At 43.4% G+C, this 14,637-nt stretch carries 12 protein-coding genes; 10 read left to right on the top strand and 2 right to left on the bottom strand.

Annotation, left to right across the window (positions count from 1 at the left end; genetic code table 11):
- The first annotated feature begins 213 nt into the window (after positions 1-213).
- The 6 genes from AAHJ11_RS14000 to hcp all read left to right on the top strand — a co-directional run bounded on the left by AAHJ11_RS14000 (position 214) and on the right by hcp (position 6,911).
- On the top strand, positions 214-1,017 hold the full coding sequence (locus tag AAHJ11_RS14000) for a metallophosphoesterase family protein (RefSeq protein WP_074557058.1): 804 nt from the start codon (positions 214-216) through the stop codon (positions 1,015-1,017).
- 52 nt (positions 1,018-1,069) lie between these two features.
- Positions 1,070-1,678, top strand: coding sequence for a hypothetical protein (locus tag AAHJ11_RS13995; protein ID WP_370540826.1), 609 nt, complete (start codon positions 1,070-1,072; stop codon positions 1,676-1,678).
- Positions 1,679-1,775: 97 nt separating this feature from the next.
- Positions 1,776-3,116, top strand: coding sequence for a sigma-54-dependent transcriptional regulator (locus AAHJ11_RS13990; protein ID WP_234133602.1), 1,341 nt, complete (start codon positions 1,776-1,778; stop codon positions 3,114-3,116).
- The gene (locus tag AAHJ11_RS13985; protein ID WP_148366942.1) at positions 3,113-4,426 is read left to right on the top strand and encodes a sensor histidine kinase; all 1,314 of its coding nucleotides are present in this window, start codon (positions 3,113-3,115) and stop codon (positions 4,424-4,426) included. Before AAHJ11_RS13990 ends, AAHJ11_RS13985 begins: the two co-directional genes overlap by 4 nt.
- A 10-nt stretch (positions 4,427-4,436) precedes the next feature.
- Positions 4,437-5,105, top strand: a complete 669-nt coding sequence (locus tag AAHJ11_RS13980; protein WP_148366943.1) for a Crp/Fnr family transcriptional regulator — start codon at positions 4,437-4,439, stop codon at positions 5,103-5,105.
- A gap of 174 nt (positions 5,106-5,279) precedes the next feature.
- Positions 5,280-6,911, top strand: a complete 1,632-nt coding sequence (hcp, locus tag AAHJ11_RS13975; RefSeq protein WP_413579656.1) for a hydroxylamine reductase — start codon at positions 5,280-5,282, stop codon at positions 6,909-6,911.
- A gap of 216 nt (positions 6,912-7,127) precedes the next feature.
- Here the strand turns inward: hcp and AAHJ11_RS13970 are convergent, their stop codons facing one another.
- On the bottom strand, positions 7,128-8,312 hold the full coding sequence (locus tag AAHJ11_RS13970) for a uracil-xanthine permease family protein (RefSeq protein ID WP_099145904.1): 1,185 nt from the start codon (positions 8,310-8,312) through the stop codon (positions 7,128-7,130).
- Positions 8,313-8,478: 166 nt separating this feature from the next.
- On the opposite strand from AAHJ11_RS13970, the gene AAHJ11_RS13965 reads away from it, so the two are divergent.
- Both AAHJ11_RS13965 and AAHJ11_RS13960 read left to right on the top strand, forming a co-directional pair.
- The gene (locus AAHJ11_RS13965; RefSeq protein ID WP_074557017.1) at positions 8,479-9,945 is read left to right on the top strand and encodes a potassium/proton antiporter; all 1,467 of its coding nucleotides are present in this window, start codon (positions 8,479-8,481) and stop codon (positions 9,943-9,945) included.
- A 280-nt stretch (positions 9,946-10,225) separates the two neighbouring features.
- Entirely contained in the window at positions 10,226-11,890 is a 1,665-nt protein-coding gene (locus AAHJ11_RS13960) for a long-chain fatty acid--CoA ligase (protein ID WP_074557018.1), read from the top strand.
- 239 nt (positions 11,891-12,129) lie between these two features.
- Here the strand turns inward: AAHJ11_RS13960 and AAHJ11_RS13955 are convergent, their stop codons facing one another.
- On the bottom strand, positions 12,130-12,432 hold the full coding sequence (locus AAHJ11_RS13955) for a hypothetical protein (RefSeq protein WP_413579711.1): 303 nt from the start codon (positions 12,430-12,432) through the stop codon (positions 12,130-12,132).
- A gap of 131 nt (positions 12,433-12,563) precedes the next feature.
- Here AAHJ11_RS13955 and AAHJ11_RS13950 point away from each other — a divergent pair, with 131 nt between their 5' ends.
- Both AAHJ11_RS13950 and AAHJ11_RS13945 read left to right on the top strand, forming a co-directional pair.
- Positions 12,564-13,238, top strand: coding sequence for a response regulator transcription factor (locus AAHJ11_RS13950; protein ID WP_074557019.1), 675 nt, complete (start codon positions 12,564-12,566; stop codon positions 13,236-13,238).
- A 19-nt stretch (positions 13,239-13,257) separates the two neighbouring features.
- Positions 13,258-14,589, top strand: coding sequence for an ATP-binding protein (locus AAHJ11_RS13945; protein ID WP_413579655.1), 1,332 nt, complete (start codon positions 13,258-13,260; stop codon positions 14,587-14,589).
- Positions 14,590-14,637: the final 48 nt, after the last annotated feature.

Here is a 14,637-nt window from a genome sequence, read left to right as displayed (position 1 = left end):
AAGAATAATAATTCATTATCAGGTGTTTATCATTTCAACCTTTCTGAATATTGTCTAAAAATTAGACAGTACCGTCTAATTTTTAGACAACCGGGAGACTATTCCATTTCTCCTTTAAATTGTTCCAACAGTCTCTATTATCCATGGGGAGATTGTCCATCCCGGTAGAAAACTTTATCTTTGCATTCAGTTTTATAAACTATTAAAGTAATGATGAAGAGGAAGAATTTATATGCACTGTGTTCGTGCCTGTTCCTTTCGGGATGCGGTATGATAGACTATCATCCGTATGACGTCCGCATCAGCGGAGAAACAGAGGTCAATGCACACAACATCGAAAGAATAGAAGCGAGCTGCCAGGGTAAAACTACGATACGGTTCGTGACAATGGGCGACTCACAACGATGGTATGACGAAACGGAAGATTTTGTAAAAGCGATCAATCAACGGAATGATATTGACTTCGTCATCCACGGAGGGGATATGAGTGACTTCGGACTGACCAAGGAATTTCTTTGGCAAAGGGATATCATGAACGGACTTCATGTTCCTTATGTGGCTTTGATCGGAAATCATGACTGCCTGGGCACGGGAGCGGAAACCTACAAGGCTGTATTCGGCTCCACAAACTTCTCTTTCATCGCAGGCAATGTGAAGTTTGTCTGCTTGAATACCAACGCTTTGGAGTATGATTACTCCGAACCGGTACCGGACTTTACCTTTATGGAAAATGAGATAACGAACAGGCGGGAGGAGTTTGAAAAGACAGTTATTTGTATGCACGCGCGTCCCTATACGGATGTGTTCAATGATAATGTGGCAAAAGTATTCCAGCACTATGTCAAACAGTATGCAGGAATACAGTTCTGCACGGCCGCCCATACCCATCACTATCAGGACGATGTGATTTTTGATGATGGAATACATTATGTTACCAGTGATTGTATGGATTACCGTACTTATCTGGTATTTACAATAACTCCGGAAAAATACGAATATGAGCTGGTTAAATACTAATTATATCTTACGCGCAGGAGTACTGTACGTGCTTCTCCTGCTTTCCGGTCTGATGTCTGCCACCTGCCAGACAAACGCACCGGAACAGACCCAACATACCCGTTATGACAATCGGGTTCACCGTTTCCGCAGAAACTGGGAGCGGATTATCCCGACTCATTCCAAAATACAATATGCCGGAAATATGGGATTACTCTCTTTCGGCACAGGATGGGATTATGGAAAGCGTAATCAGTGGGAAACGGATGTATTGCTCGGATTCATCCCGAAATATTCTTCGAAGAAAGCAAAAGTGACCATGACGCTCAAACAGAACTATATGCCCTGGAGCATTAACATTGGAAAAGGATTCTCGACGGAGCCTCTTACCTGTGGTCTTTATGTGAATACCGTATTTGGAAATCAGTTCTGGGTGAATGAGCCGGAACGTTATCCGAAAGGGTATTATGGTTTCTCAAGCAAAGTGCGTTTCCATGTCTTTATGGGACAACGCCTGACCTATGATATTGACCCGCAACGCAGATTTATGGCCAAGTCCGTAACCTTTTTCTATGAAATAAGTACGTGCGACCTTTATGTGATTAGTGCGGTAAACAATAGTTATCTCCGTCCGCGTGATTACCTTAGTTTATCATTCGGATTGAAGTTCCAGTGGTTTTGATTGGGGGCACAAGGAGTCTAAAATCAATTTTGAATTATGATTCTTGAATTATCACATCCTTTTTTCGTAAGTTTGCGCTGTACAAACTTGAACGAAAATGAGTAAATCTGGAACAATCATCATTGTAGACGACAATAAAGGAGTGCTGACTGCCATACAAATCCTTTTAAAAAGTTATTTTTCAAAGGTCGTTGCCCTCTCCTCGCCTGTCACCCTGACGAGCGTCCTGCGGGAGGAAATGCCGGAAGTGGTATTGCTGGACATGAATTTCACATCGGGCATCAATACCGGCAATGAGGGATTATTCTGGTTACATGAAATAAAAAAAGTACGTCCGGATCTTCCGGTCGTACTTTTTACGGCTTATGCCGATATTGAACTGGCTATCCGGGGGATTAAAGAGGGAGCAACGGACTTTATCGTTAAACCCTGGGACAACCAGAAACTAGTGGAAACGCTGCAAACCGCAGCAACCTCTACGCACAATGACAGGAAAACAGCAAGCAAAGAAAAGCCTGCTCACTCGCCTATGTACTGGGGAGAAAGCAAAGTAATGCAACAGTTACGGGTTTTGATTGAAAAGGTTGCCATCACCGATGCCAACCTCCTGATAACGGGTGAAAACGGAACAGGAAAAGAGATGCTGGCACGTGAAATCCATGCGCTTTCCAACCGCAAACATAAGGAAATGATTGCTGTGGATATGGGAACCATCACGGAATCTTTATTCGAGAGTGAGCTTTTCGGACATATAAAAGGGTCGTTCACTGATGCACATACCGACCGGACAGGTAAGTTCGAGGCTGCCGAAAAGAGTACGCTGTTTCTGGACGAAATAGGAAACTTGCCCTACCATCTGCAAGCAAAACTACTGACTGCCATCCAACGGCGAAGCATTGTAAAAGTGGGAAGTAACACGCCAATTCCTATTGATATCCGACTGATATGTGCCACGAACCGGAACTTGCAAGAGATGGTAGCGAAAGGCGAATTCCGGGAGGACTTGCTCTACCGCATCAATACCATTCATGTGGAAATTCCTCCCCTGCGCGAACGGAAAGAGGATATTATCCCATTGGCCGAACGATTTTTGTCTCACTTCTGCAAGCAATATGACAAGTCGTTGATGAAGTTCACTCCCGAAGCAGAGGATAAATTGACTGCGCATCCCTGGTATGGGAATATCCGCGAATTGGAGCACGTCATCGAAAAAGCGGTTATCATCAATGACAGTCCGCTGATTCCTGCTGAATTATTCCAATTATCCGTACCACGGATAGCCATTCAGGAACAAAACATCTCCACCCTGGAAGAAATGGAAGTGCAGATGATACGGAAAGCACTCGATGCCTGTGCGGGAAATTTATCGGCAGTGGCCGCTCAACTGGGAATAACCCGGCAAACGCTCTATAACAAGATGAAAAAATTCGGATTATGAACTCACAGATCCAACAACTGGGGATTCGGTACTGGTTCAGAGTTTTGCTGACTGTACTTTTCTGTATATCGACTGTCTGGTTCGGTATTCATCAATCATACGGTTGGTTGGGCGTCAGTCTTTGTCTGCTGGTGCTTAGCATCATCTGGCAAATCCGCCTGTACCAGCTTCACACCAAGCAGGTGCTTTTCATGATTAACGCGCTTGAAAACAATGATAACACCTTTCATTTTCCCGAAGAAAACGGTACTCCCGAAAGCCTAAAGATCAACCGGGCACTCAACCGGGTGGGACACATTTTATATAATGTAAAAGCGGAAACCGCCCAGCAAGAGAAATATTACGAGCTGATTCTGGATTTTGTCAGTACAGGATTGCTGGTACTCAATGACAATGGGGCGGTTTATCAGAAGAACAAGGAAGCACTCCGTCTTTTGGGGCTGAATATATTCACGCATATCCATCAGTTAAGTAAAGTAGACACTACGCTCATGGAGAAAATAGAGAACTGCCGTCCCGGAGACAAACTGCAAGTGATGTTTCACAACGAACGGGGAACCGTTAATCTATCCATACGTGTATCGGAAATCAATGTGCGCAAAGAACATCTGCGTATCCTGGCCCTGAACGATATCAATACCGAACTCGATGAAAAGGAAATAGATTCATGGATTCGCCTGACACGGGTTCTGACGCATGAAATCATGAATTCGGTCACTCCTATCACTTCCCTTTGTGACACTCTTCTTTCCATGTCCGAGGGCAAAGATGAAGAGATCAGTCACGGGTTGCAGACCATCAGCACCACAGGAAAAGGGTTGCTCTCTTTTGTAGAATCTTACCGGCAGTTTACACGCATACCTGCACCGGAACCGTCGCTGTTCTACGTGAAAGCGTTCATAGAAAGGATGATTGAACTTGCCCGCCATCAGAATCCGTGTGACAACATTTGTTTCCACACGGAGATTTCTCCTGCGGACTTAATCCTGTATGCAGATGAAAACCTCATCGCCCAAGTGGTTATCAATCTTCTAAAGAATGCCATTCAGGCAATCGGCAGCCAGCCGGATGGTAGAATCGAGATCCGGGCTTATTGCAATGACATGGAAGAAATATGGATCGAGATCAAGAACAACGGCCCTGAAATCCCATCGGAGATAGCAGAGCATATCTTTATACCTTTCTTCACCACCAAAGAAAATGGTAGTGGAATCGGACTTAGCATTTCACGCCAGATCATGCGTCTTTCGGGCGGAAGTCTCACTTTGCTGCGGGAGAAAGAAACAACGTTTATTTTAAAATTCAAATAACTATTGATATATGATACCTGCACTCGTCAACAATCCCTTATTCCGGGGAATCACTCCGGAAAGACTTTCTGCCGATCTGGAAGAGATCAGTTTCCATACACGTTCTTATAAGAAAGGGGAAATCCTGGCTCAACAGGGGGCTGTGTGCAACCGCCTTGTCATCCTGACCAAAGGAAGTGTGCGTGGAGAGATGATCGATTATTCGGGGCGTCTTATCAAAGTGGAGGACATCGCTGCTCCAAGAGCGATTGCCCCTCTGTTCCTGTTCGGTGAGGAGAACCGCTATCCGGTGGAAGTGACGGCCAACGAACCGACAGAGGTTATCGAACTTCCTAAATCAAGTGTATTGAGTTTATTCCGCAAAAACGAGCAGTTTTTGGAAAACTATATGAATCTTTCTGCCAATTATGCACGGACCTTATCGGATAAGCTTTTCTTCATGTCATTTAAGACGATTCGTCAGAAACTTGCTTCGTACTTGCTCCGACTACATAAACAGCAGCAACAGGCACATATCACCCTCGACCGTTCACAACAGGAATTGAGTGATTACTTCGGGGTGTCCCGTCCTTCCCTCGCCCGTGAACTGGCGCATATGCAGGAAGACGGATTATTGATAGCCGATCGTAAGCATATCACTATCTTACAGAAAGAAGAACTGGTCCGGCTTATCCAATAATGGAATCGACTTAAAAATTCATGGATTGAATATTGACCGGATAATAATCAAATAGTGAGTATCTATATAAAAAATATTCATTGTTGTAACATTGGTTACAGAATCACCTGAAACCTTTCCTCTACTTTTGCGTTCAAGAGATAAACTATTGGACTAATTAAAAACGTAAAAGTTATGAGTATGTTCTGTTATCAATGTCAAGAAACCGCAATGGGTACCGGTTGTACCTTGAAAGGTGTGTGCGGTAAAACGTCTGAAGTGGCTAACCTGCAAGACTTACTACTCTTCGTAGTACGTGGAATTGCTGTCTACAACGAACATCTGCGTAAAGATGGACATCCTTCCGAACAAGCAGACAAATTTATCTATGATGCATTGTTCATCACCATCACCAACGCCAATTTTGATAAAGCGGCTATCACTGAAAAAATCAAAGAAGGACTGAAACTGAAAAAGGAACTTGCCAACAAGGTAAAGATTGAAAATGCTCCCGACGAATGTCTTTGGAATGGAAGCGAAGATGAGTTTGAAGAAAAATCAAAAACTGTCGGTGTGCTTCGCACTCCCAACGAGGATGTCCGCTCACTGAAAGAACTTGTACACTATGGCCTGAAAGGAATGGCTGCCTATGTAGAGCATGCACATAACCTGGGCTACGAGTCACCGGAAATATTTGCTTTCATGCAACATGCCTTATCCGAACTGACCCGCAATGATATTACAGTGGAAGAACTGGTTCAGCTGACTTTGGAAACAGGAAAGCATGGAGTATCGGCAATGGCACAGTTGGATAAAGCGAATACCAGCAGCTACGGAAATCCGGAAATCTCACAAGTGAGTCTCAGTGTACGCAATAATCCGGGTATATTAATCAGCGGACATGATTTGAAAGACCTGGAAGAGCTATTGGAACAAACAGAGGGCACAGGAGTAGATGTATATACTCACAGCGAAATGTTGCCTGCACACTATTATCCTCAACTAAAGAAGTACAAGCATCTGGCAGGAAATTACGGAAATGCCTGGTGGAAGCAGAAAGAGGAATTTGAAAGTTTCAACGGTCCTATCTTGTTCACAAGTAACTGTATCGTTCCGCCACGTGCAAATGCCAGCTACAAGGATCGTATTTACATCACAGGAGCCTGTGGTTTGGAAGGGGCACATTACATCCCCGAACGCAAAGACGGAAAACCGAAAGATTTTTCTGCCCTGATTGCTCACGCCAAACAATGTCAGCCACCGGTAGCCATTGAAAACGGAACGATTATCGGAGGATTCGCTCATGCACAGGTGACAGCCCTGGCAGATAAAGTGGTGGACGCCGTGAAGAGCGGAGCTATCCGCAAATTCTTTGTAATGGCAGGATGCGACGGACGTATGAAAAGCCGTGAATACTATACGGAATTTGCTCAAAAATTACCTGGTGACACCGTGATTCTTACTGCCGGTTGTGCCAAATACAGATATAATAAACTGGCTTTAGGTGATATCAACGGCATTCCGAGAGTATTGGATGCAGGACAATGTAACGACAGTTACTCACTGGCCGTCATCGCTTTAAAACTGAAAGAAATCTTCGGACTGGATGATGTAAATCAGTTGCCTATCGTATACAACATCGCCTGGTACGAACAAAAGGCAGTCATTGTTTTATTGGCATTACAGGCTTTAGGAGTGAAACATATTCATCTGGGTCCTACTCTCCCCGCTTTCCTTTCACCGAACGTAAAGAACGTATTGATCGAACAATTCGGAATCGGAGGCATCAGCACAGTAGATGAGGATATTGTGAAGTTCCTATCCTAAACAACAATGGAATAGCCGGAAATTTCAATTGGAGATTCCCGGCTGCAAAATAGTGACGGTATATGATAAAGATAGTGACGGTATTGTTGTCGTATACCGTCACTATCTTTATCATATACCGTCACTATCTTTTTCTATATTGAACAAGATTTCTATGTTTATCCCGCACGCATAGTCGATGGAATCTTTTTGAATAGTTTCTTTTTAAATAGAATATCAATCTTCTCTAGGCAATATTAAATTGAGAAGCACTCCCACCAAAGCTGCCAGTCCAATGCCGGACAATGAAAAATCGCCCCAATTAAAAGCAGCGCCGCCAATACCGACAGTCAGTGTCAAAGACACAATGACTATATTTCTTGTACGACTCAAATCAATGCAATTATTCACAAGATTACCAATTCCCGCGCAAGCAATCGTTCCGAAAAGCAATAACATGATGCCGCCCAGTACCGCACTAGGAATGGATCTTAATAATGCACTGATTTTACCGATAACAGAAAATAAGATAGCGGAAATGGCAGCTATTCTTATCACTTGCGGATTGGTTATCTTTGTCAGAGACATGGCTCCGGTCACTTCCGAATAAGTTGTCACAGGAGGGCCACCCAATAATCCGGCACAGAAACATGCCAGACCATCCCCCAATAAAGTACGGTGCAACCCCGGATCTTTCACGAAATCTTTTCCGGTGACCGTATTAACGACATAGATATCACCAATATGTTCTATCACCGGAGCAATGGCTACCGGAATCATAAACAACACAGGTTCCCATGAGAATTTAGGAAAGACAAACTGCGGCAATCCAATCCAAGCAGCATCTCTGACACCGGACAAATCCAAATCATAGAAAAGCCATGCAGCCAGATACCCTACAACAATTCCACAGAAGATAGGAATCAGTTTCAAAAGCCCCTTGGCCTTCATTGAAACAACGACTGCGGTAACCAACGAAAGCAGTGCCAGTACCCAGTTCTCTTTTGCCATATTCACTCCCGTTCCCGCCAATGACAAACCTATCAGAATGATGACAGGCCCTATGACAACAGGAGGAAACAGCCGTTCAATCACCCTCACTCCCTGCCATTTGACAAGCGCACTCATCACAAAGTAAACTAACGCTACTCCAACCATGCCGGATAAGGTGCCGGGCAATCCATAAAGTTCTGTCGCTTTAATGATAGGTGCAATAAATGCGAAACTACTCCCCAGAAAGACAGGAACCTTTCCACGCGTAACCGCATGAAAGATAAGCGTACCAATACCTGCTGTAAACAGAGCTGTAGAAGGGTCAAGCCCCACCAATAACGGCACGAGTACCGTAGCACCGAAAGCTACAAACAAGAATTGTACCCCCACCATCCCTTTCCTCAAAGGTGTAAGATTATTTGAATCCATAAGTATAATGTAGATTATTCTTTGCAAAATTAGTCTTTTTAGACAATTTAACTCCCTTTTTTCACAAAAATACATCCAAAAAGGGTTTTTATTTGTTGTTAATAATGTGTAACTTCGCACGGTGAGAATTAATACGACAATTTTATAACTTTATAATATATTGCCTATGATATTTACAGCAGAAAACACTCTACTTATCGGTTCTATCTTACTTTTCGTCAGCATCGTTGTTGGAAAAACCGGATACCGCTTTGGAGTACCTACCTTATTATTGTTCCTCGTAGTAGGAATGTTGTTTGGAAGTGACGGCCTCGGCCTGCAGTTCCACGACGCGAAAGACGCCCAATTTATCGGTATGGTGGCCCTTAGTATTATCCTTTTCTCGGGAGGTATGGATACGAAATTCAGAGAAATCAAACCTATTCTAGGTCCCGGTATCGTGCTTTCCACTGTCGGAGTACTACTCACAGCCCTTTTCACCGGACTCTTTATCTGGTGGATATCAGGTATGAGCTGGTCTAATATCTATTTACCTATCACTACTTCCCTGCTTTTGGCTTCTACCATGTCGTCTACCGACTCGGCTTCGGTGTTCGCCATCCTCCGCTCACAGAAGATGAACTTGAAACACAACCTTCGTCCCATGCTGGAACTGGAGAGCGGAAGTAATGACCCGATGGCCTATATGCTGACCATTGTCCTAATACAGTTCATTCAGTCGGCAGGTATGGGAGTCGGAGCCATCGTCGGATCTTTCATTATCCAGTTCATCGTTGGTGCCGCTGCCGGATATATACTTGGAAAGCTAGCCATCCGAATGTTGAATAAGCTCAATATTGATAATCAGGCCTTGTATCCTATCTTATTACTTGCATTTGTATTTTTCACTTTCTCCATCACCGACTTACTGAAAGGTAACGGTTACCTTGCCGTATATATTGCGGGTATCATGGTAGGAAACAATAAAATCATGCATCGTAAAGACATCTACACCTTTATGGACGGACTGACCTGGTTGTTCCAAATCATCATGTTCCTTTGCCTGGGATTGCTTGTCAACCCGCACGAAATGCTGGAAGTAGCTTCCGTGGCATTGTTGATTGGTGTCTTCATGATTATTATCGGCCGCCCGTTAAGCGTGTTCCTCTGTCTGCTTCCATTCCGGAAAATCACGATGAAATCACGTATTTTCGTGTCTTGGGTAGGATTACGCGGTGCAGTTCCTATTATCTTTGCTACCTATCCGGTAGTGGCGGGCGTAGAAGGTTCGAACCTCATTTTCAACATTGTATTCTTTATTACCATTGTCTCATTGGTCGTACAGGGAACAACCATTTCTTTCGTCGCCCGGATTTTGAATCTTTCCAAACCGCTGGAAAAAACCGGTAACGACTTCGGAGTGGAACTTCCGGAAGAAATTGACTCTGACCTTAGTGATATGACTATCACTAAAAGTATGCTGGAAGAAGCAGATACATTGAAAGATATGAATCTTCCGAAAGGCACGCTGGTAATGATTGTGAAGCGCGGAGATGAGTTCCTGATTCCCAACGGAACGCTGAAACTGCATGAAGGAGATAAACTGTTACTTATTTCCGAGAAGTCCAAAGAAGAAGATGCTGATTCAGAATAACATCAGAAAAGAGTTATTCAGTACACCATAATTGATTCGTCTCCACGCATGAAACCTCTTGCCTTTGCAAGACATTCGTTTCATCTTCATGCATGGAGACGAAACGTTTTATACAGGCCAATGAACTAGTTTTAAGGAAGAAACACGAAAGACCTTTATCCGGCTGGTAAAATTGTTCATTCCCCTCCGTTAATTAACCGTAAAACTTGAATTTAAAATTCGGTTTACATCTACGAAGTATTAATTTTGCGCAGTTTTAAACTAAATGTGCAAAAATCGAATGGAACAAGAACATCAGTTCATTGATTATATTGAGCAAAGCATCATCAAAAACTGGGACAAAGATGCCTTAACTGACTATAAAGGAATTACCCTCCAATATAAGGATGTAGCGCGTAAAATCGCTAAATTTCACATCGTCTTGGAAAGTGCCGGCATCCAGCCGGGAGATAAAATAGCCGTTTGCGGACGTAACAGTGCTCATTGGGCGGTTACTTTCTTGGCGACCATCACTTACGGAGCTGTTATTGTTCCCATTTTGCATGAATTCAAGGCAGATAATATTCATAATATCGTCAACCATTCCGAGGCCAAATTACTTTTCGTCGGCGACCAGGCATGGGAGAACCTGAATGAAGATGCCATGCCTTTGTTAGAGGGCATCGCTTCACTGACAGATTTCTCGGCATTAGTGTCCCGGAACGAAAAACTCACTTACGCTTTTGAACACCGGAACGCTATTTACGGCCAACAGTATCCCAAGAACTTTCGCCCGGAACATATTTGTTACCGGAAAGATCGTCCGGAAGAACTGGCTATCATCAACTATACTTCCGGTACCACGGGTTACTCTAAAGGAGTGATGCTCCCCTATCGCAGTCTTTGGTCGAACGTGGCTTATTGCTTCGAAATGCTTCCCGTTAAACCGGGAGATCATATCGTTTCCATGTTGCCTATGGGACACGTGTTCGGTATGGTATATGATTTCCTTTACGGATTCTCTGCAGGTGCACACATCTATTTCCTGACGCGTATGCCGTCTCCGAAAATCATTTCCCAATCTTTCTCCGAAATCAAACCCAGAGTGATTTCTTGTGTACCGTTGATTGTGGAAAAAATTATCAAGAAAGACATTCTTCCTAAAGTAGACAGCAAAATCGGCAAGTTATTACTGAAAGTGCCTATTGTGAATGATAAAATCAAATCATTGGCACGACAGGCTGCCATGGAAATCTTCGGTGGAAACTTTGACGAGATTATTATCGGAGGTGCTCCTTTCAATGCGGAAGTAGAGGATTTCCTTAAAAAGATAGGGTTCCCCTACACCATCGCTTACGGTATGACGGAATGTGGTCCGATTATTTGTTCCAGCCGTTGGGAAACACTGAAACTTGCTTCCTGCGGAAAGGCAACCAGCCGGATGGAAGTCCGCATAGACTCACCGGACCCGAAAACACATGCCGGAGAAATCGTATGCAGAGGAATGAATATGATGCTGGGGTATTATAAAAATCCGGAAGCTACGGCACAAATTATTGATGCTAACGGTTGGCTGCATACCGGTGACCTCGGTACGTTGGATGAAGAGGGTTATGTGACAGTCCGCGGACGTAGCAAGAACCTGCTTCTCACCTCTAGCGGACAGAATATCTATCCCGAAGAAATTGAAAGCAAGCTGAACAACATGCCGTATGTTTCGGAGTCACTGATCGTCTTACAGCACGAAAAGCTGGTAGCCCTGATCTACCCGGATTTCGACGATGCTTTCGCTCATGGATTGCAGCAGACGGATATTCAGAAAGTAATGGAGCAAAACCGTATCGAATTGAATCAACAGCTTCCTAACTATTCTCAAATAAGCAAGATTAAAATCCATTTTGAAGAATTTGAAAAGACTGCGAAAAAGTCAATCAAACGCTTTATGTATCAGGAAGCAAAGGGATAATATCTCAAATAATAAAATAAGTATTCTCGCAAATAAAAACAAAAACGGTGGACAGCCTCAACACTGTCCACCGTTTTTTTCTAACCTCTAACCAACTTTATTTATACTACCTGTTTTCTATCTTTCTACCTAAAAACGAATCCTATTTCCATTATTAACAGTCTAACTTTATAATCAATCAGTCTTTTTAAAGTGCTATAAATGAAATAGCCTGTCCGCCTCCGGAGCCATTCGTATGTTCAACGTATTTTCAGAAAATAGTTCCCCTTTGCTTTACGCACGATGGCTACAAATTCACCCGGTTCTCCTGCCAATGCTTTCGATTCGTCACAATCCGGATCGAAGTCGCGGAAGAACTGAAAAGCCGGATGGCCTTCATAATTTTCAATCAACAATGAGTCACCTACTAAAACATTATATAACGGTTTGCCGTTGTCGTCTACTGTTAAAGCCATTTTGATATGACCGTCCGGTGATTTCACTTCTGTTTTCGGACTGCCACACCCATAACATCCCAGCACACAGAAAAGCTCCAATGACACAATTTATTTTCATAGCATATCTATTGTTTGTATATAGTACAACTCAAAAAGAAGAAACACTTAAATGTAGCGCAGATTTCTTTCTCCGGATGCCAGGAAAAAAGTATCTTTGCACATAAACAATCTGAATTATGGCAAAGATACTATTGGTTGAAGATGAAATTAATATCGCCTCTTTCATCGAACGGGGACTCAAAGAATTCGGGCATTCGGTAAGCGTCTGCCATGACGGGAACGCCGGTTGGAAAATCCTTCAGGACGAGCCTTTCGACCTTTTGATACTGGACATTATCATGCCTAAAATAAACGGTCTGGAACTTTGCCACCTTTACCGCCAGATGTTCGGGTATCAGACTCCGGTTATTATGCTGACGGCCTTGGGTACAACGGAAGACATTGTTAAAGGACTGGATGCGGGAGCAGACGATTATCTCGTCAAACCTTTTAGTTTTCAGGAGCTGGAAGCGCGCATCAAAGCCCTATTGAGACGCAACAAGGAAGCAGCTTCCAATCTATTGACTTGCGACGATCTGGTGCTGGACTGCAATACCCGGAAAGCCAGAAGAGGTGAGACAGACATCGACCTCACCGTTAAAGAATACCGCCTGCTCGAATATTTCATGACCCATCAAGGGGTTGCCCTCTCACGTATCACCTTGCTCAAAGATGTATGGGACAAGAACTTTGACACCAATACCAATATCGTAGATGTTTATGTGAACTATCTCCGGGTAAAGATTGATCGTGACTTTGATAAAAAGCTGATCCATACAGTCGTAGGACTAGGATATATCATGAATACTTAAACTCCCAAGCACCCCGGCTATGAAAATAGGTTCTAAAATAGCTCTTTTTTATACATTAATCAGTGTACTGACCACTGTCATTATCATTGCCGTATTTTATATTTTCAGTACACAGTACATCAATAAACTTTATGCTTCTTACCTGCGTGAAAAAGCCTACCTGACCGCACAGAAGCATTGGGAAAAAGATGAAGTAGACGAACAGAGCTACCAGATTATCCAACGCAAATATGACGAACTCCTGCCCGAAGCCCATGAGATTCTTTTAAATATGGACAGTCTCTCCGAAGTGCGTGATACACTGAATAAATACCTCACGCAACACCAGCAGGCTCTTCTGCTGGCAGGACAGGACAGCATCCCTTTCTCTTTCAAATATAAGGATCAACTGGGAGCCGCCCTTTATTATCCGGATAATGAAGGAAACTTTATCGTACTCGTCATGTCCCGGAATGCCTACGGAACAGAAATCAAGGAACACCTATTATTGCTTTCCATATTTCTCATCTTAGCCAGTTCCGTCCTGATCTTTTTCATCGGGAAAATATACTCCGGCCGCATTCTGGTTCCCCTGCAACACATACTAAAGGAGCTGAAAAGAATACGTGCCAACAGTCTGAACCGCCGATTAAAGACCACCGGCAATAATGACGAGCTGGAGGACATGATAAAGACATTAAATAGTATGCTCGACCGTCTGGACAGTGCATTCAAGGCAGAGAAGTCCTTTGTCAGTCATGCTTCACATGAGTTGAACAATCCGATTACCGCCATTCAGGGAGAATGCGAAATCAGTCTGCTGAAAGAGAGAAGTACGGGAGAATACATTGAATCCCTTCAACGAATCTCTTCGGAAAGCAAACGATTGTCCAGCCTCATCCGGCACCTTCTTTTTCTTTCACGACAAGAAGAAGAACTTCTGAAAAACAATATTGAAGAGATTATTCTGGCCGATCTATTAAAAGAGTTGACGGCTTCCGATGAAAGGATCCATCTTCATTTGGAAGAGACAGACCGGCAGATGACCGTAAAAGCCAATCCATATCTATTGAAGATAGCATTAAAGAATATAATAGATAACGCCTGCAAATACTCTGATAGAGAAGTCAATGTGACTCTCTACCGGGAGCAACAACAAATCATTCTTGATATAGAAGACCGGGGAATCGGTATTCCACAAGAAGAAATAGAACACATATTCCAGTCCTTCTATCGGGGCAGTAATACCCGGGACTATGCCGGACAAGGCATCGGACTTAGCCTGACCCTGAAAATCATCTCTGCTTATCACGCAAAGTTGGATATATTTTCAGAAATAGAAAAAGGAACAAAAGTACGGGTGATTTTTTAATTCACCCTTCTTTTATTCCTTTCTCCCTCTACCTACTGAAAACCTACA

The organism is Bacteroides sp. 90-K9/2 (assembly GCF_047310725.1).
Lineage (GTDB): Bacteria > Bacteroidota > Bacteroidia > Bacteroidales > Bacteroidaceae > Bacteroides > Bacteroides vicugnae.
The sequence above is the reverse complement of the archived record's forward strand: the minus strand, read 5'-3'. Positions and strand labels throughout refer to the sequence as shown.

Coding starts and splice junctions, on each gene's coding strand:
- AAHJ11_RS14000 (WP_074557058.1), top strand. CDS start 214: ATGAAGAGGAAGAATTTATATGCACTGTGTTCGTGCCTGTTCCTTTCG.
- AAHJ11_RS13995 (WP_370540826.1), top strand. CDS start 1,070: ATGTCTGCCACCTGCCAGACAAACGCACCGGAACAGACCCAACATACC.
- AAHJ11_RS13990 (WP_234133602.1), top strand. CDS start 1,776: ATGAGTAAATCTGGAACAATCATCATTGTAGACGACAATAAAGGAGTG.
- AAHJ11_RS13985 (WP_148366942.1), top strand. CDS start 3,113: ATGAACTCACAGATCCAACAACTGGGGATTCGGTACTGGTTCAGAGTT.
- AAHJ11_RS13980 (WP_148366943.1), top strand. CDS start 4,437: ATGATACCTGCACTCGTCAACAATCCCTTATTCCGGGGAATCACTCCG.
- hcp (WP_413579656.1), top strand. CDS start 5,280: ATGAGTATGTTCTGTTATCAATGTCAAGAAACCGCAATGGGTACCGGT.
- AAHJ11_RS13970 (WP_099145904.1), bottom strand. CDS start 8,312: ATGGATTCAAATAATCTTACACCTTTGAGGAAAGGGATGGTGGGGGTA.
- AAHJ11_RS13965 (WP_074557017.1), top strand. CDS start 8,479: ATGATATTTACAGCAGAAAACACTCTACTTATCGGTTCTATCTTACTT.
- AAHJ11_RS13960 (WP_074557018.1), top strand. CDS start 10,226: ATGGAACAAGAACATCAGTTCATTGATTATATTGAGCAAAGCATCATC.
- AAHJ11_RS13950 (WP_074557019.1), top strand. CDS start 12,564: ATGGCAAAGATACTATTGGTTGAAGATGAAATTAATATCGCCTCTTTC.
- AAHJ11_RS13945 (WP_413579655.1), top strand. CDS start 13,258: ATGAAAATAGGTTCTAAAATAGCTCTTTTTTATACATTAATCAGTGTA.